The sequence below is a fragment of the Paenibacillus sp. NPDC057967 genome, from assembly GCF_042887015.1.
Taxonomy (GTDB): domain Bacteria; phylum Bacillota; class Bacilli; order Paenibacillales; family Paenibacillaceae; genus Pristimantibacillus.
Window position 1 is genome coordinate 527,041 of record NZ_JBHVQB010000001.1, and the last position, 18,473, is coordinate 545,513.

Annotated in this window: 13 protein-coding genes and 1 pseudogene; 3 read left to right on the forward strand and 11 right to left on the reverse strand. The window is 49.4% G+C overall.

Features of this window, described 5'->3' with window-relative positions:
* Positions 1–286 precede the first annotated feature (286 nt).
* Entirely contained in the window at positions 287–1,789 is a 1,503-nt protein-coding gene (locus ACFVSO_RS02180) for an ATP-binding protein (RefSeq protein WP_387469615.1), read from the forward strand.
* Positions 1,790–1,811: 22 nt separating this feature from the next.
* Positions 1,812–2,495 (forward strand): response regulator, encoded by a 684-nt coding sequence (locus tag ACFVSO_RS02185; protein ID WP_387469617.1) that lies wholly within the window; start codon positions 1,812–1,814, stop codon positions 2,493–2,495.
* A 60-nt stretch (positions 2,496–2,555) separates the two neighbouring features.
* Here the strand turns inward: ACFVSO_RS02185 and ACFVSO_RS02190 are convergent, their stop codons facing one another.
* The 5 genes and pseudogenes from ACFVSO_RS02190 to ACFVSO_RS02210 all read right to left on the reverse strand — a co-directional run.
* Complete coding sequence (locus tag ACFVSO_RS02190) at positions 2,556–3,767, reverse strand: glycoside hydrolase family 88 protein (RefSeq protein ID WP_387469619.1); 1,212 nt, start codon at positions 3,765–3,767, stop codon at positions 2,556–2,558.
* 200 nt (positions 3,768–3,967) lie between these two features.
* On the reverse strand, positions 3,968–4,723 hold the full coding sequence (gene kduD, locus ACFVSO_RS02195) for a 2-dehydro-3-deoxy-D-gluconate 5-dehydrogenase KduD (RefSeq protein WP_387469621.1): 756 nt from the start codon (positions 4,721–4,723) through the stop codon (positions 3,968–3,970).
* A gap of 22 nt (positions 4,724–4,745) precedes the next feature.
* Positions 4,746–5,501, reverse strand: coding sequence for a DeoR/GlpR family DNA-binding transcription regulator (locus ACFVSO_RS02200; RefSeq protein WP_387469624.1), 756 nt, complete (start codon positions 5,499–5,501; stop codon positions 4,746–4,748).
* A gap of 6 nt (positions 5,502–5,507) precedes the next feature.
* Entirely contained in the window at positions 5,508–6,341 is an 834-nt protein-coding gene (gene kduI / locus ACFVSO_RS02205) for a 5-dehydro-4-deoxy-D-glucuronate isomerase (protein ID WP_387469626.1), read from the reverse strand.
* A gap of 352 nt (positions 6,342–6,693) precedes the next feature.
* A pseudogene (locus tag ACFVSO_RS02210) lies at positions 6,694–6,765 on the reverse strand (GMP synthase (glutamine-hydrolyzing)); the annotation flags it as partial.
* Positions 6,766–6,935: 170 nt separating this feature from the next.
* Here ACFVSO_RS02210 and ACFVSO_RS02215 point away from each other — a divergent pair.
* The gene (locus tag ACFVSO_RS02215; RefSeq protein ID WP_387469628.1) at positions 6,936–7,364 is read left to right on the forward strand and encodes a hypothetical protein; all 429 of its coding nucleotides are present in this window, start codon (positions 6,936–6,938) and stop codon (positions 7,362–7,364) included.
* A gap of 697 nt (positions 7,365–8,061) precedes the next feature.
* On the opposite strand, the gene guaA is transcribed toward ACFVSO_RS02215, so the two are convergent.
* The 6 genes from guaA to bcp form a co-directional block, all read right to left on the reverse strand.
* Positions 8,062–9,600, reverse strand: coding sequence for a glutamine-hydrolyzing GMP synthase (gene guaA / locus ACFVSO_RS02220; protein WP_387469630.1), 1,539 nt, complete (start codon positions 9,598–9,600; stop codon positions 8,062–8,064).
* 567 nt (positions 9,601–10,167) lie between these two features.
* On the reverse strand, positions 10,168–12,981 hold the full coding sequence (locus tag ACFVSO_RS02225; protein WP_387469633.1) for a transglutaminase-like domain-containing protein: 2,814 nt from the start codon (positions 12,979–12,981) through the stop codon (positions 10,168–10,170).
* Positions 12,968–14,287, reverse strand: coding sequence for a DUF58 domain-containing protein (locus tag ACFVSO_RS02230; protein ID WP_387469635.1), 1,320 nt, complete (start codon positions 14,285–14,287; stop codon positions 12,968–12,970). The genes ACFVSO_RS02225 and ACFVSO_RS02230 overlap by 14 nt, the downstream gene beginning before the upstream one ends.
* Positions 14,284–15,324 carry an AAA family ATPase gene (locus tag ACFVSO_RS02235; RefSeq protein ID WP_387469638.1) on the reverse strand — a complete coding sequence of 347 codons (1,041 nt, stop codon included), beginning with the start codon at positions 15,322–15,324 and terminating at the stop codon, positions 14,284–14,286. Before ACFVSO_RS02235 ends, ACFVSO_RS02230 begins: the two co-directional genes overlap by 4 nt.
* A 118-nt stretch (positions 15,325–15,442) precedes the next feature.
* A complete protein-coding gene (locus ACFVSO_RS02240) occupies positions 15,443–17,053 on the reverse strand; it encodes a polysaccharide deacetylase family protein (RefSeq protein ID WP_387469641.1) in 1,611 nt (536 codons plus the stop codon).
* 929 nt (positions 17,054–17,982) lie between these two features.
* The gene (gene bcp, locus ACFVSO_RS02245; protein WP_387469644.1) at positions 17,983–18,453 is read right to left on the reverse strand and encodes a thioredoxin-dependent thiol peroxidase; all 471 of its coding nucleotides are present in this window, start codon (positions 18,451–18,453) and stop codon (positions 17,983–17,985) included.
* Positions 18,454–18,473 lie beyond the last annotated feature (20 nt).

Consider the following 18,473-nt stretch of genomic DNA (forward strand, 5'->3'; position numbering starts at 1 on the left):
TTCCCCTCTCGCCCATGCTATACTTGCTCACAACAAAATTATAGTTTAATTCACAATTTGTTTTAAGTTGAAAAAAATATACCCCTTTTTTAATTAAAACTAATAAAAGAATGATGACTTACCCATCACAAAAGTATTCCTGTAACAGGTTTTTTTTCAATTTACATTCTCCTTTCGACCATGTTATACTTGCTCACAATAAAATTATTAATTAATTTACAATTTGTTATAAGTCGAAAGAAATATACCCCTTTATAAATTAAAATTACTAAAAGGATGATGACATATGATCTATTTATCCTTATTTTTTTTAATTTATACCATTGCATTAACCTATAATAAATCCAAAAACATGATAACCATTAGCTTAATCGGCATCATCATTGGTTGGTTGATTTCCATTTTCTCGTATTTGTTTTATTTAAGTAAATTCAACGTATACTGGGCGGTTATCAATGATTTCTACAATTTCAGCAAAGGCACTTGGAATCGCATTGTATTAGAAAACGTTGATGCCCTCCTATTCATTCGTTTACTTAATTTTGGTATTTTACTTTTTCTTTTTAGCTTTCTACTCTTTTCAATCTCCTTCACCCATAGCAGAAGCAGAATCAATAAGCTTTACTATTACATACCATTAGCGATCTTATTTATCGTTCAACTCTGCTACTATGATCCTTTCATACAACTAAAGCTTCAGAATCATTTCTTCTCGTATGACCACGCGTCAGGCATGAATTATAAGCGTGTAGCTAACATCATTGATATCATCTTTCAATGCACGAAATTTGCGCTAATTATGATTACATTCAGCTTGCTTATTCATTATTTAATCAAAAATTTCAGAATTCATTTTATTAGGCAATATACGATTTTTAATATTATGTGTTTATTTCCAATCACTATCATTCATATCATGATGTTCTGGTGGGCACCTGCCGTTCTCATACGAGCAACCCATATTGACAGCTTTCATAATTATTTGAAGCCTCCCATGAATGCTGTTTTATTCAAATATAATATTTTTACCATTATTTCTCTGATCGCCTTTGCTGCCATGGTTTTTGCCTTTTCCAGATATCAAACCAAGCAAAAGCAGCATCATGTAGAAGCCGACGAGATTAACAAGAGGATCAATACCGCTTCCCTGGGCGTCAAAGCATTTACCCATTCGATTAAAAACCATTTATTAGCTATACGCTCTGAAACGGAATATTTAAAGGAAAAATTCAAGGATGATGCCGACACGCTATACAGCCTTGAGCTCATATTCAAATCTTGCTACTACTCGTATGACATGATTAACAATGCATCTAGCAAGCTGGAATCGATTGATATTGTGTTAAAGCCGGTAAAGCTGCATATTCCAGTCGAGCTGGCTCTTCAGAAGCTGTCATCAAAGGATCAAGCGGTGAATATTGAAGTTATTCGCTTATCGCATGGAAGCAAAGCTTTGCTCGACACTGCTCACATGACTGAGGTTTGCTTCAATATCATTAAAAATGCTCTAGAGGCCATGCATCAGACGAGCGATAAGCAGCTTACGATTACCATTGAGGATCAGGACAAATGGGGTTGTATTTCAATAGAGGACAACGGACCGGGGATTCCGCCGGAAAATCTGAATGAAATATTCTCCCCTTTCTTTTCCACCAAATCATCCGTTAGCAATTGGGGAGTAGGTTTATCCTACTGTCATAAAATAGTTACATCTCATCAAGGAAAAATCGAAGTTCACAGTACGGTTAACAAAGGTACGAGCTTCAAAATACTTCTCCCTTTACATTAAATTGGCTGGAGGCTGAGACTTTATGGAGAATATTAAATTAATTATTTCTGATGATATGGATGCGCATCGCAGAAGGCTTGAAAGAATTATTACGAAGCAGCCTAATATGACTTTACTTGCTTCCGTAGACAGCGGTGCAGCCACGATTGCTAAGGTGGAACAGGAAGTTCCCGACATTATATTGATGGATATTGAAATGGAAAGTAAATATGCGGGCATCGAAGCGGCCAATAAAATTCATATCAGCTATCCTCATACGAAAATCATCTTATTAACGGTTCATGAGGACGATAATATTGTATTCGCAGCCTTTAAGACAGGCATCGTGGATTATATCATCAAGTCATTTCCTGAGGAGGAGATTGTCGAGGGGATTATTGCAGCCTATCGAGACGATTCACCCATACGTCCCATGATTGCCAAGAAGCTACGTAACGAGCTAGTGCGGTCTAAAAATCATGAATCCTTGCTGATGAATACCTTGAATATCATCTCCACTCTAACAGCTAGTGAGCTAGAGGTGCTGAAGCTGCTGTGCCAGAACAGAAACCGCCGGCAGATTGCTCTGCTCAGATCTGTTGAAGAGGAAACCATCAAAAAGCAAGTAAATAGTATTTTGCGTAAATTTAATAAGAATCGTACCAAGGAAATCGTAAAATTAGTTAACGAGCTGCAAATTTTTAATTCCATTTCTTATTTCAACTAAATACCGCTATAAGGAAGGACATTCCTTACTCCAAGAACTGTCCTTCCTCTAGCTGCTTGTTTACCAGTACGGATTCCAATCCTTCAGCACCCTGATTAAAGCCTCCATATAGAAGTAATCTCCCCAAATCGTACATTCATCCACACCAAGATCAATAGGCAGACTATATACGCCATGTGCCAATATCCCTGTGCCCTCTTGTCTTTCCTTGATCACATAGTTCTCTGTTAATGATGTCAATATAGCTAACGCTGCTTCTTCATACAAATGACGATCACTATCTAAGACTGGCAAATGATACGCTAATTCTAGCAAGCCGCATGCAGCAATAGCTGCGGCGGAAGTATCACGCTGCCCGTCCTGTTGTAAAAACACTAGATCCCAGTTGCAGATTAAATCCTCTGGCAAATGATTCAAGAAGTAATTGGCTGTTGCTTTGGCTTGCTCGATGTATGCCATATCCTTCGTATAACGATAAGCTAATGGCAAACCATACATCGCCCAAGCTTGGCCTCTAGACCAGCAAGCTTCATCCGCATAGCCTTGTCCAGTCCAGCCTCCTAATGCTTCACCCGTATCAATATCGAGTCTAAACATCTGATAGATGGCTCCATCCTCACGGATCATATGTCGGGCCACATTATCCATATGCCGTTTGGCTTTCTCATAATAGGTTTGATCGCCTGTTACTTCGGCGGCCCAGAACAGCAGCGGAACATTCATGGCGCAATCGACAATAAATACACCCTTTTCCTTATGCGTATCATCTTCTAAATAACCGCGAACCTGTATAATGCCTGATTTCTCTCTAAATCTCATCGCCAGCAGCTTCGCCGCATCAAGAGCAATATGCTTGGACTTCTCATCCGCTGCTAATTTATAGCCAGCCACACAAGATAAGCTATATAAAAAACCAATATCATGATGATTCAATATATCTCTAGTGACTAAACGCTCTTGGAAGCTATCCACATGCTTCTGCGCCACCTCTGCGTATTTATCCTCAGTTGTAAGCTCATAGGCCAACCAAACCATGCCGGTCCAGAAGGAAGAGGTCCAATCCGAATAATAGGCCAAATCCGCATTTTTGACAGGCTGATACTGAAGGTCGACAGAGTGTGCTGACGGAAATTGATCTGTGAATAAGGCTAGATTACGCTCCACTTGCTGAATAACATCCTGCAATGCCTTCTCATAAAATGATTTATTGTTGTTGCCTTGAAAACGCTCCTGCTTCTCAACCTTTGCTGTCTTTGGTAGGTTAGCTGTCATTTAATGATTCCTCCCACAATGAAATAACAAAAAGTTAAGATGATTATAGCTTCTCTATCTCATTGAGATAAGGAGTAAATATTATGCCCCCCCTTATCGCGCCAACCGAAACAGGCTGCTTCATCACGATCCGAAATCGCGATGAAGCAGCCTTTGATTGACAGAGCCATCCTTTCGACCGACTGCTCTGATTATGAAAATTAACGGTTCATCCAGCCGCCGTCTACGCAAAGCACATGGCCGCTCATGTAGTCGGATGCCGAGGAAGCAAGGAAAATAGCCGCGCCCGCCAAATCTTCGCCGGTTCCCCAGCGTCCGGCAGGAATGCGCTCCAAAATTTGAGTGCTGCGAACCGGGTCATCGCGCAGCGCTTCCGTATTGTCCGTGGCCATATAGCCCGGAGCAATCGCATTCACCTGTACGCCTTTCGACGCCCATTCGTTGCCCATCTGCTTCGTAAGGCCGACAACCGCGTGCTTGCTCGCTGTGTAGCCCGGCACGTTGATGCCGCCTTGGAACGACAGCATCGATGCGATATTGATGATTTTGCCGGAGCCTTGTGCGATCATCCGCTTGCCTGCTTCCTGGCTTAAGACGAAGACAGAGTTCAGATTGACATTCAGAACATCCTCCCAATCCTTGTAGCTGTGCTCAGCGGCAGGCGTACGGCGAATGATGCCTGCATTGTTCACCAGAATATCGATACGGCCGAATTCCTCAACCGTCTTGTCGATAATGCCCGACAACTGGCTGCGGTCCGATACATCCGCTTGGATCGTAATCGCTTTGCGTCCAAGCTCGTGCACCTTGCTGGCCGTCTCTTCGGCCGGCGTGCTATTCGTTACAAGCGCAAGTTCCGCGCCCGCTTGCGCAAGCCCGACCGCAATCGCTGCGCCTAGCCCGCGGCCCGCGCCCGTTACGACGGCAACTTTGCCCGTCAGGTCAAAATAATTCATGAATCTAGTCCTCCCTCATTTGCTACGCACGCACCATGCGGACGCCTGCATTCTCGTATTTAAGCGCAACAGACTCGTCAATCGCCGCATCCGTAATGATCGTATCAATATCGCCCAATTCGGCGAACGTAATAAGCGCTCCCCGGTCGAACTTGCTATGGTCGGCCAGGCAATACACGGTCTTCGCACATTCCATGTACACTTTTTTCAAAGCGGCCAGTTCTTCCGTAAAAATCGTCAAGCCGTACTCCAAGTGGATTCCGGTCGCTGACAGAAACAGCTTGTGAACGTTCAGCTTGCGAATCCATTCATTCGCCTCCGTCCCGATCAGCAGATTATTCTGGCGGTAGCCGCCGGGAACGATAAGCCGGATCTGGTCTTTAACCGTCAGCTCTCTGATAATAAGCAGATCGTTCGTCAGTACCGTAAGCGGCATATTGCCAAGGCGCCTAGCAATCTCAAGCGTGGTGCTGCCGGCATCGAGGGCGATGATGTCGCCCTCTTCGATCTCCGCGATCGCTTTATCTGCAATCGCCGCCTTCTCCTTCTGGTACTTCACGTTCGGAATTTGGAGCGGGAGAAGGCTGTCTTCCCCTCCCGATTCCAAGACTGCCCCGCCGTGAATCCGGCGAAGCAGTCCCTTTTCTTCCAGTTTCTCAAGGTCCTCGCGGACCGTCTTTTCCGTAACGTTGAATTGCTCACTAAGCTTGGACACCTTGACGCTGCCCAGCTGCTCCAACTGCTCGATAATATGCCGATGGCGTTCCGCTGCAAGCATCGGCGCTTATTTCAAGTCTTTCATCGAGATGAATTCTTGATCCGAGAACGTGTAGTTCTCACCGGCCATCGCCCAGCAGAACGCGTAGTTGCTCGTACCTGCGCCGGAGTGGATCGACCAAGGCGGAGAAATAACAGCTTGCTCGTTCGCTACGACCAAATGTCTCGTTTCGCTAGGCTCGCCCATCATATGGAATATGCGAGCTTCTTCACTCAGGTCGAAATATAGGTATGCTTCCATACGGCGGTCATGCACGTGAGTCGGCATCGTGTTCCAGATGCTTCCCGGCTTCAACGTCGTCACGCCAAGCATCAGCTGGCAGCTTTGGATGCCGTCGGCATGAATGTATTTGTTCAGGACGCGCTCGTTGGACGTTTCCAGCGAGCCCAGATGTGTGGGATTCGCTTCTTCTGCCGTCATTTTGCGGGTCGGATACTCAGCATGAGCATTGGCGGATACGATATACACTTTCGCTGGATCGTTTTTGTCCTTGCTGGCGATCTGCACGTCTTGCTTGCCTTTGCCGACATAAAGCACGTCAAGCTTCGAAAGCTCATAAGCTTCGCCGTCTACGGTAATAACCGCAACGCCGCCGCCAATGTGCAGCAATCCGACTTCACGGCGCTCCAGGAAATATTCGGTCTTCAGCGTTTCCTGATCTTCCAGCCTCAGCGCTTCGCCAACCGGGGACGCGCCGCCGACGATCAGGCGATCATAATGGGAATATACCATGTTGATTTTATTAGGCTCAAACAGCCCTTCAACAAGAAACTCTTGGCGCAAGCGTTCGGTTGTGTACGGTTTGACGTCAGTAGGATTAGTAGTATGACGGACTTCCATTCGGAATAGCCTCCTTAGATTCATACCGGTGCGGTTGAACGATAAGCGAACCGATATGGTTTGTTTTTGTTCGTTTTCACCATAACACACTTTTTCGAACATAAAAAGACATTTTATTACTGCGAACAATCAAATTCTGGATAGCTATTCCTCGATTGAGCTTGAAATCCTGAAGCCATTCCTTCATTTTGGTCATAAAAAAACTCCCTTCTATCTGGTAAAAAACACAGATAAAAGAGAGTCATTTTTGGCACTTTTTTGTTGTAGGTGACCTTGAACTTTCAACACCATCATCGCTTAGAAGCCTTATGTATCAAGGCCTCTAAGCGATTTGGTATTAAATATTCCCAATCTATTCCCACTCAATAGTTGCTGGTGGTTTCGAAGTTACGTCGTAGACGATACGGTTGACGTTGTCAATCTGACCTGAATTTATCAATTCTTTTTTGGATTGATTTCAAAGATATTTGGATTGAACCACAAGATAAATAGTTCTATAATTTCAGATTAATACATAAATTAGCCATAATTGCCATGTTGATTTATTGCGCAAGAATATTACGTGTAAACAAAAACTAAGGAGGGTTAATGATTATGAAAAGGAAAGTTACTGTTTCAGCACTTATCACTGCTTTATTATTTAGTATTCTGTTTTCAGCTGGGGTCATCAATGCTTATACTACTACTACATATAATCAGATATCGGATTATAATCCAAGTTCAATGATACTACAGGGTACGTTATCGGATCATACTTATACTAACTATCATGAATTTTATGCCCCTAAGTCAGGATACGTAGAATTTATGGTATACTATGGGCCAGGTATTAATTCCATCGGATTGAATACGCAATTACTAGACAGTAGCTATAACGTTTTATATTCAGGTTTGCACACTTCGAGATACGTGAATGCTGGAGAAAGATATTACTTGAAAGTAACTAGTCAAGGAAAAATTTACAAACCCTATGATTCTTCCTTTTCCCAAAATTATATTTACAGTGCTTTTTATACACCTTAGTGATGGGAATACTTTCTATCTTTAATAACATAAAGTTATAAGTAGGTGGGGATAAGCTTAAATAGCTTGTCCTCTTTTGTTTGGATTAATGAGATTAGCTGGGCAAAATATAGACTAGCCTAGGAATCAATATCTAATCCTTTGTCTGATACAGAAAATTTTTCTTCTGTGTTGCTTCAAAGCAAACTCAAAAAAAATGAGAAACCCGCGTTTAAAAAACAACACGTGGATTCCTCTTCCATCTTAGCCACCTATACAGGTGGCTAATCTTTAAATATACGATCTAAAGCTTTTTGTCTATCTTCCTCACTTGGCATACTATACCTTGAAATCATCTCAGCACTCGCATGTCCGCTTAGAAATGTACTTCATAATATGCATTGAAGTCACTTCTTCCGCTTCCTCAATATCTAGCTCCTCCTTAGTAAACTCCATCCAACGATGAAATCTATACATGCAACCTGAGATATCTTCCTTTTCTTCTGCCTTGGATTTCTTGATTCATCTTAAATCATCAATCAACTCATTGATTATCGACATAAAAAACTCCCTTTCATTTGTTAAATAACACAAATAAAAGAGAGTAATTTTTGAAGACCAATAGTTGCAGGCGAATGAAATAAGATTTTCAATCGTTGACTGAGACCCCTTATACAGCAAGGATTCTCAGTCAATAATCAATTGAAAAACTCCCAAATCACTCCCACTCGATTGTTGCTGGCGGCTTCGATGTTACGTCGTACACGATGCGGTTGACGTTGTCGACTTCATTGACGATACGTACGGAGATTTTCTCCAGCACGTCCCAAGGAATACGAGCCCAGTCCGCTGTCATGCCATCGATGGATGTTACGGCGCGGATGCCAACCGTATAGGAATACGTACGCGCATCACCCATAACGCCTACGCTCTTCATGTTCGGCAGAGCCGTGAAGTATTGCCAGATCTCGCGGTCAAGTCCCGCTTTGGCAATCTCGTCACGCAGAATCGCATCGGATTCGCGTACGATGAGCAGCTTCTCTTCCGTCACTTCACCAAGTACGCGAATCGCCAGACCCGGACCTGGGAACGGCTGACGCCATACGATAGCTTCAGGCAATCCGCACTCTTCGCCAACTTTGCGAACCTCGTCCTTGAACAGAGCCTTCAAAGGCTCAACCAGCTTGAACTTGATATCTTCAGGCAATCCGCCTACGTTGTGATGCGATTTGATCGTTTGTGCCGTTGCTGTGCCGCTCTCTACGATATCCGTATACAGCGTACCTTGCGCCAAGAATTCGAAATCGTCCAGCTTGTCCGATTCTTCTTGGAACACATAGATGAACTCGTTGCCAATAATTTTACGTTTTTGCTCTGGATCGTCGACGCCTTTCAGCTTGCCGAGGAAGCGTTCTTGGGCATCGATTTTCAGTACCTTCATATCGAACTTGCCAACGAACGTTTCCATTACGCCCTCAGCCTCGCCTTTGCGGAGAAGGCCATGGTCAATGAACATGCAAGTAAGCTGATCGCCGATTGCTTTATGAAGCAAGATCGCCACAACCGAAGAGTCTACGCCGCCGGAAAGCGCGCAAAGCACTTTTTTGTCGCCAACTTGGTTACGAATGTCTTGGATCGTGTCTTCGATGAAGGATTCCATCGTCCAGTTGCCGTCGCAATCGCAAACGTTATAAAGAAAGTTGCGGATCATCTCATTGCCGAATTGGGAGTGACGCACTTCCGGATGGAATTGCACCGCGTACAGCTTGCGGTCCGCGTTGCTCATGCCTGCAATCGGAGCGTGCTCCGTGCTGGCATCTATGTTGAAGCCTGCAGGCGGCTCGATAACCAAATCGCTATGGCTCATCCATACCGTTTGAACACGGTCAAGACCATGAGCGATGTGGCTGCCCTCTACAAATTCCACTTCCGCTTTGCCGTATTCACGCTTGCCAGCGCGCTCGACTTTGCCGTTCAGCTGATGGGACATCATTTGCATGCCGTAGCAGATTCCGAAGATCGGAATGTTCAGATCATAAATCGCCGGATCGACGAGTGGAGAATTTTCTTCGTATACGCTTGCCGGTCCTCCCGAGAACACAATGCCTTTGGGCTGCAATTCACGGATCCGTTCTACCGACGTGTTGTAAGGCAGCAGCTCGCTATATACGCCCAAATCGCGAATACGGCGTGCAATCAGCTGGTTGTATTGTCCTCCAAAATCAAGGACAACGATCATTTCATTTTGCTTCGTCATTACCGAGCCTCCCTCAATTGATGTAGTAATTATATATAAGGCCCTTCAAGGGAGTCAAGGCGATAAAGCCTGCCATCTCGGTTCGCACACCAGATTGCGTAGAATGAGATTCCCATTTCAAGGGATTCATCCTTAATTTGTGAATCCAGTAGTATCGGAGATTGGTGGAATACGCCCTTTTTCACGCGGGCTAGCTGCTGTTAAAAGGGGCTTTTTTCGGTCATTTGGTCAGGTTTGGTTATGTAGTGGTTTGTGGTACTGCTATTTCGGGCTTTTCGCCTGTTTTGGGCATTTAGTGGTTTTTGGCAAGGCTATTTCGGGCTTTGTGTCTCTTTTGGTCATTTAGTGGTTTGTGACACTGCTATTTCTGCCTTTTCGCCTGTTTTGGTCATTTAGCATTTTCTAGAAACCCTACTCCTTACTATGAGCTCTTTCTCTCCAAATTATAGCAGCACTCAGATACAATCGATACAAAACACACAGCTTGTGCTAGTCAACTACCTTCCCTTCTGTCCTCACAAAAAACTGTCCCCTCAAATCCAACTTGAGGGGACAGTCATTGAATGCCTATGGTTGAGCATCACCGGGGAGCAGAGGCGCAGCTTGCTTCTTGCTATGCCTGGAATCCTTCCACGCGGAGAGCTTCGTACAGACGCTTCGTAATTCCTCATTACTCGGCATATCGGCTAGCTGTCCAGGGGCTCCGAAGCTTGCTGCTTCCAACCACTTTGATAATTTGTCCAGCTCACGGCCCAACTCCGCATCCATCCGCGAGCTAAAAAATCGAACTAGCTCCCGAATCGTGATCGCTTCCGTAATCTGTTCCAGCTCTTCCCTATACTTAGGAGAAGACTTTCGCTTCTGCCACAGCAGCTCTAGCACAGCTTCCGCTACGTCGATCAAGCTGCTGCGCTGCCACTCCACGGCTGCCATGGCCGCGATGGCCGTTTTTGGACGACGCGGTCCGAGGCCGGGTTGATCCTCTGGTGTATCTGCAACTGCTTTTTTAGTTGCTGAAAAGCCTGCGCCAGAATCTTTCCGTGGTGAACCTTGCTCGGATTCGAAATCATGCCTTGTTGCAGCGGCGATGCCCGAGCCAACGTCTTTCATTGTTGCCGTTGAATCTGCAACGGCAACATCCCGAGGCGCCGCGCTGGCGAGCGCCGCAACCTGGGCGCTTGCCGCGCGATAGCGCCTAAGCGCCAGCAGCAGGCGCAGCCGCTGGCGCTGCGCGCCAACGAGCACGGCGGCGGCTAGCGCCAGTGCCGCCAACACCGCAGCGGCGGCCGCAAGCGGCGCCTCCGCTGCGCGGGTCCAAGCTTGCGCCGCCGCATCCATGGCGGCGCGCGCTCCGCGGGAGACGGCTGCGGCGGCTCTCTCCGCAGCCGTCTCCAGGCGCTCGGCCAGCGAGGCGTTGCCCGCGCCTGCCGCAGCGCTTCCGCCAGCGGCGCCATGACCCGCCGCCGCTGACAGAACATCGCCGCCGACAACTCCGGCGGCGGAAGCCAGCCCGGCGACGCCGTCATAACCCGGCGTCGGATCGAACGGCACCCAGCCCGCTCCGGGGAAGTATACTTCCACCCAGGCGTGGGCGTCCGTGCTCCGCACTTCATAGAGCTGGGTCGCGTGCTTGGCAGCGCTGCTGCTTGCTTTGCGGACATTCTCTTCGCTCACCGGCGTGCCCGGACCAAAGCCTTTGACCCATCTCGCCGGTATCCCCTCCGAGCGCAGCATCACGACCATCGCCGTAGAGAAATGTACGCAATACCCGCTCTTCTGCTCGAACAGAAAATGATCCACAAAATCCGCACCGGCAGGCGGAATCTGACTTTCCGATTTGGAATAGCGGTACGTATCCTTCAAATACTGCTCGATCGCCTTCACCCGATCGTATCGGCTCGTCACGCCGCCACCCGCGATTTCCGCAGCCAGAGCGCGGACGCGGCCCGGCAGCGTATCCGGCAGCTGCAGGAATGGAGCTAGCTCCTCCTCTGTCCAGCCCTTCGCATCGCCCGCTTGTCCTTGCGCCACCTCGGAGTCGGGCTCCAGCGTCCTTAATGTTGCCGCATCCGTTACCGGCAAGCGGCTTTGTACCGTATATTGCTCCAGCCTTATCATGTCGGACTGTGCATATAGCGCATCCAGCTTTTCGTTAAATGCATAGCTGCTCAATTTGCGGCGCGGGTCGGAAGCTATAAGCTCCGTCACACGTCCATTCGTCCCCGACATGAAGATCGGCATCGCTGGAATCGGTCGCTCCCAGATGATCGTTTGCGAGATAATGCCGTCATCCGCCTTGCTTGAATTAGAGCCTGTTTGGCTGTCAGTGGTCGCGTTAACGCCCAATCCGTGTTCTTGCATACGGACAGGCAGCAGTCCGAGCTCGGTATCGGCATTGCTCCAGCCTCTGCCGTCATAGACCGCCTTCGCCTCGCCTCTCCAATAGGTGCTAAGAGGTGAATAGCCCCAGAATACAACAGCCGGATGATCGCTGATCGCTCCGCCAAGCGTCGTATCGTCAAAGCCGTAGCCGGTCAGGCCGCTGCCCAGCGCAGAAGCATTCATCCCCCGCAGCGTTGTAACGCTTCCCCCTTCACGGCTCAGCGAAGCGATTCCGCGCTCCAGCCGTTCCGTCACCGAGGATGTCCAGCGCGCGGGTTCCATCGTCCGCTCCTTGCCCCCAGCGGCTAATAGGGCAATCCCTACAAGAATAAGCAGTGTGAACAAGGAGCCCGCAAGCCACTTGCCCTCCACCTGCTTCAAACGATCCAGGCCTGCGTCCAGAATCCGTCTTGCCCGCGGCACCGATACGATGGCTGCCAGCAGCAGCCCTTCAACCGCTACGCGGATTAAACCGTCCAGCACATCCATGCCAAGCCATGCATACAGCGCCAGCAAATAAAGCATCGAGAGCGCAGCGATGCCGAGCGCAGCCTGCCGCAGCCAGATCAATGCCTGAAGCGCGGGCGCAAGCATCGCCCAGCCTACGAACAACATCAATGTTCGAAGCTCTCCCGACATGGTCCACAGCCCGCTTTTGACAATCATCGTAATCTGCTCGGCGATCAGGACGGGGAATCCCAGCAACCATTGCACCGTTGTCTGACTATCACCTTTGAACAGCCACATCAAAGTAAGGAGAATCAATATCGCATGCACCACTACCGACCAAATGCCACTAATACGGAAAATACCTGCCGCCAATATACATCCAATCACTGCAAGCAAAGGCACAGGCTGATAGAGCACCGGCCACTCTCCCGCGCTCGTCCACGGCAGCAGCCATTCCGCCAGCAAGCCGAACAGCAGCAGACTCGTAATCATTCGGTAGAACAGTGAATCCTCCGCTGTCATGCGGCCATCTTCCTTATCCCAAAGCATAGGCGTCCTCCCCCTTACCGGCGGAAGCCCATGCTTCCTTGCTTTGCGCCGCATGCAGCCAATAGCAGCGGATGCCGCCAGCCTCCAGCAATCGACCAGTCTCCCGCATCGCAAACGAAGGAACGGCGCTTCTCGTTACCCCATACAGCTCGAGCTTGAATCCGTATCCGCCAGCCTGTTCCGCAAGCTTCAACCAGCGACCCGCATTTTGCCAGTCAGCAGAATAGACGGTGAGCATCCGTTCACCCTTATATCGTTCATCCTCAAGCTCAGCCAGACCCGACCATTCCTGTTGCGTATCTGAAGGGGTCAATCGGGCAAGCATATGTCTCAGCTCCGATATTCGCATCCATTGCTCCGAGCCAGAGGCTCCCGTTAGAGGATAGGTCCATTCATTTGCATAAAGCATGACGGAACCGCCCGCTTCCGAGCTCCGCTGAACATCCAGCAGCGTCCAACTGATGCAAGCATCGAACAGCCGGCTGTCTTTGCCATAAGGCGCGGCAAATTGATCCATCCACACAAACCGCTCTGTCCTGCTCTCGTCGCCATCATGCAGCTTCGTATACAGACCGCGGCCTCGCGCGGCAGCTCTGAAGTCCAGATGCCGAAGTGAATCCCCTTCGCGGTACGGACGGCTGTCCGGTCCAAGCCCAGCTTTGCCGAGCAGCTCCGCATACGCATCTGTCCCCTCGCTGACGAGGTTTGCGGACAAGGCATAAGCAGATGAGTCTGGCTGCCGACGGCCCGTTGTCTGAAATGGACTTGATCCATCGTTTTCCGGAAGCGTTGGCAGCACCACCAATTCCGTCTCCCATTCTATTTCTTTGCGGATTGCAGTCAGTCCGAACAGGTCTCCGCATGTTACCGTCACAGTTCCGAAACGGTGGACACCACGAGCCAGTTCTTCAAGCGAGTAGTGTATCACAGACGATTTGCCAAGCATTGGCGACAACACGGTTGTATACGGAATGGAGCGATTATTAAGCGCGCTCGCATTGCTGACCGTCTCTTTAATTGCGATCCACACCACCGGTACGCGCCACTTGCTCTCGAGGCTGAGCGTGACTTGAACGGATTCACCAGCTTCTATCTCTGTCTCCGATACCGTGCGCTTCAGCACTACGCTTTTGGCTGCCGCTATCGGCAGACCGGCGCTAATAACTCCTATGCCAGCCAGCAAAACGAACATAAACCATTCCACTGCTCCGCCTCTTGCGACAACTGCAACTCCTGCGCATAACAGCCCGGCGAACAGGACCGACCATGCCGCCCATCTCGTGCGATAGCGACTCCGGCCTGTCATACCCGTCTCCCTCTTCCGGAACCGGCTGTCGCTTCCTTCGGAAATGGCGTCTCTCTTGTCACACGGCGGATCAGCGCAGCAGCGCTTCCTCCTTGGCGCGGGGAACCTGTCCGCAATGCGATGCGATGAGCCAGCACCGGCTCTGACACGGTCAGCACATCATCAGGAATGACATACCCTCTTCCCTCTACATAGGCATGCGCCTGCGATGCACGCAGCCAATCCCTGAGCGCTCGCGGACTTAGCCCGAGCAGGACATCCGGCGATCTTCTTGTCGCCTCGCCAATCGCAACCATATAACGCATAAGCGCTGGATGCACATGGACTTGTCTTGCTTCCGCCTGCATTTGCAGCCATTCCTGGACGGCAACAACCGGGCGCAGCCTCTCCGGCTCCAGTCTTTTGCCATCGGCATATTGCTCCAGCATACGCTGCTCATGCTCAACACCGGGATAACCAATCGATAATCTCATCATAAAACGGTCAAGCTGCGCTTCAGGCAGACTGCTCGTACCTTCGAAGCTAAGCGGATTTTGGGTGGCAATGAGCATAAAGGGTACAGGAAGTCTTCTTGTTTTCCCTTCAATCGTCACCCTGCGTTCCTCCATCGCCTCCAGCAGCGCCGATTGCGTACGTGAAGAAGCACGGTTGATCTCGTCAATCAACACCACATTGGCCATAATGGGCCCCGGTCTGTAGACCAAGTCCTGGGTTCGCGCATCCAGCACCACCCCGCCGATGACATCCGCAGGCAGCATATCGGATGTGAACTGTATCCGTTTGAATTCACCGCCAACCGCACGAGCAAAAGCTCCCGCCAGCATCGTTTTGCCCACACCCGGCACATCCTCCAGCAGCACATGCCCGCCTGCCAGCAATGCCGTCAGCGTATGCTTAATCGTATCCTGCTTGCCCAGCAGCACCGAATCTACCTTGAGCAGCAGCCTGCGCAGCAGCGTCTGCGGCGGCTCAGCCCAATGCCTGGCATGCTCCGATTGCGGACCCTCGTGACCTTCATATAAATGGGAAGTGATCATACACTCTCTCCTCCTGAAAAATAAATCTATCTATTTTTCAGTGTCGCCAGCTTTATCACCCTTTAGACCTGCTAGATTCCCACTTTGCCCGTTAAATAGCCAGCTTTCCCCTCTATCACTACTCTTTGATCCAAACCTCACGGCGATCCTTCGTCATCGTATAGTCTTCGATATCAATGCCGAATTCGCCAAGCGTGGCACGCAGAGGCACATCGAGATGAGCGTCCGCATCTTCAGACGGCGGCCATGAATCCATCATCCAGAACAGCGATTTCCCAGACAGACTCGCTTCTACAACACCGGATTGCTCATCCCGCTCCGCAGCGCCTCCCATCCATTCCACCAATTCTTTCAGCGGCACATGGATAGAACCTGCTACAAGACGATATTGCCCTGCCTTCAAAACAAGCGAAGCCTCACCGCGATGTACAACTAGTGCAGGCTCTCTATCAGCTGACTGCTGGCGTGCTCCGCTAGCATCCAGCGCTTTGCCGAACTGGATAATGGCCGCTTTCTCCCCTTCCGACACTTTTCCCCTTGCCCACTTCGACTTGCTAGCCAGCTGGAATTGGATCGGCTTCACGCTATCATCGAGGGGCTCGAATGTGTACCCCAAATTTTTATAGTAATGAATAATGGCAGGCAGCGCTTTGACGGACGCTTCATGTCCCGCACTGTCATGGATGAGGACATTCAGCGTGTCGGCCAGCTTGGATTTTTTAATGTTGGCAATAATCTCCGCAGCCGGAACACCCCTGCGCTTGGAGTCTCCGCTGTCCACATTCCAGTCATGCACGCGGTATCCCGCCGCCCCCAGCGCATCAAAGTAACCTTGGTCAAAATTCGAATAGGTTCCTCCAGGCGCCCGCACCAAAGTCGTCCGCACACCTGTCGCCGCATAGATTGCATCGTCGGTACGCATGATTTGTTTCGCAAATTCAGCAAAGCTGCCGTACAGCTTCTCATATTTATGATTGTAAGTATGATTGCCGATCGTATGACCTTCGTCTACGATTCGTTTGGCAATATCGGGATTGCGCTCCACCTGCTCACCAAGGGCAAAAAACGTCGCTTTCACCCCTTCGCGCTGCAAAATATCCAGCACCTCCGGTGTATACTTACTCGGCCCGTCATCAATCGTTAGATAGACAACCTTATTCTTCGGCGGGCTCAGCGGCTCTGACGGCTGACCGGCCGTTTGAGAGACAAGCTTGATGCCTTCTCCCTCACCTGCCGTGCCATTGGTGCTTTGACTCGTCTTTTCACCGTTGCCATCCTCCGTCTGCTCACTGTTGCTGTGCCCCGCATTCCCCGAGTTGGCTTCTACTGAATTACCGGAGCTGGCTTCCGCTGATTTGCCGACGTTGTCGTCTCGCTTATCCTCGTTATTATTCTGTGTCGACTTATCATCATTCCCGTTTCCAGTAGATCCTTTCTCTTGTGCGTTGTTTTGGTTATTCTGCTTCTTGCCCGCTTGTACCGCAGCCTGTTCTAGTTCTTCCCCGTTTTTAGCCGCAGCTGGCTCCGGATTCTCTTTAGCTCCACCTTCTGCCGGTTCTCCTAGCAACGGACGGGCTTCATATTGATGGGACACGGTCTGAACATAGCTTGTCTGCTCCAGGCTGCGCGCCGCTTCACCTTTGTACAGTAGACCGCCTCCAAACTCCATCACGCCAAACCAAAATACCGCCGCACAAATAGATGCCTTCACTACTCGCCGCATCGTCATTTCCACCCTTCTCTATCATCAAAATGGTTCTTATTCGAATTGATAGAGTATATGAAACAAGCCTCTAGTAAATGCCACTAAATATTAATTTCATACCAACGCCAAAAGCCTCTTCCGAGGCTCATTCTTCAGCGCTTATGCGCCGTTGTTAGACTTGTTTCAAAAGTCACTTCACCCTACTCATTCGTCTAATCCACTCTCGATGACTTATTTCCTCACTCTATTATTTAGTTGGTTAAATAAGTCGCTCTCACCGACTTACTCCACACTCTACCGCGCTACCGGAGCATCTAAGTCGGTCTCACCGACTTACTCCACACTCTGCCGCTCCACCGGAGCATCTAAGTCGGTCTCACCGACTTACTCCACACTCTACCGTGCTACCGGAGCATCTAAGTCGGTCCCACCGACCTATTCCACACTCTGCCGCTCCAACGGAGCATCTAAGTCGCTCTCACCGACTTACTCCACACTCTACCGCGCTACCGGAGCATCTAAGTCGCTCTCACCGACTTACTCCACACTCTACCGCTCCACCGGAGCATCTAAGTCGGTCCCACCGACTTACTCCACACTCTACCGCTCCATCTGAGCATCTAAGTCGGTCCCACCGACTTACTCCCCATTCTACCGCTCCACCAGAGCATCTAAGTCGGTCCCACCGACTTACTCCACACTCTACCGCTCCACCGGAGCATCTAAGTCGGTCCCGCCGACTTACTCCACGACCATGCCCAACCGCCGCATCCAACAAGCATTCGTCCCCTACTCCAAACGTGTCCACCCTCATACTACTTACTAAACAAAAAGAGCGAGATTCGACGCTTTTTCAACGTCGATCTCGCTCTTTTTTCACTCGCTTGCTGCCAGCTGTCGTGAAGAATTACTACAGCAGGCTTACTCGTTCATGCTCCGCGCAGCTCACTGGTTTACTTATTCAAACTCCGCGCCGCCTCCAGCACTTCCTGCGCATGCCCCTTCACCTTGACCTTGCGCCACTCGCGGACGAGCTTGCCTTTGGCGTCGATCAGGAATGTGGAGCGGACGATGCCCATATACTCTCTGCCGTACAGCTTCTTCAACTGCCATACGTCGTATTTCTCGCATACCTTATGATCCTCATCGGCCAGCAGCAAGTAAGGCAGCTCTTTCTTGGCAACAAAGTTTTGATGCGACTTGATGCTGTCCCCGCTTATGCCAAGCACCACCGTATTGGCATCCACGAACTCGGAATAGACATCCCTCATATCGCATGCCTGTACCGTACAAGTCGCCGTCATATCCTTCGGGTAGAAAAAGATCACCACATTGCGCCCTCTCAGCTCCATCAGGGATACCGTCTCTCCGTTCGAAGCCTGCAGCTTGAACTTTGGCGCTTTTTTCCCCACTTCAAGTGTCATTGCATGCTCTCCTTCCTTAT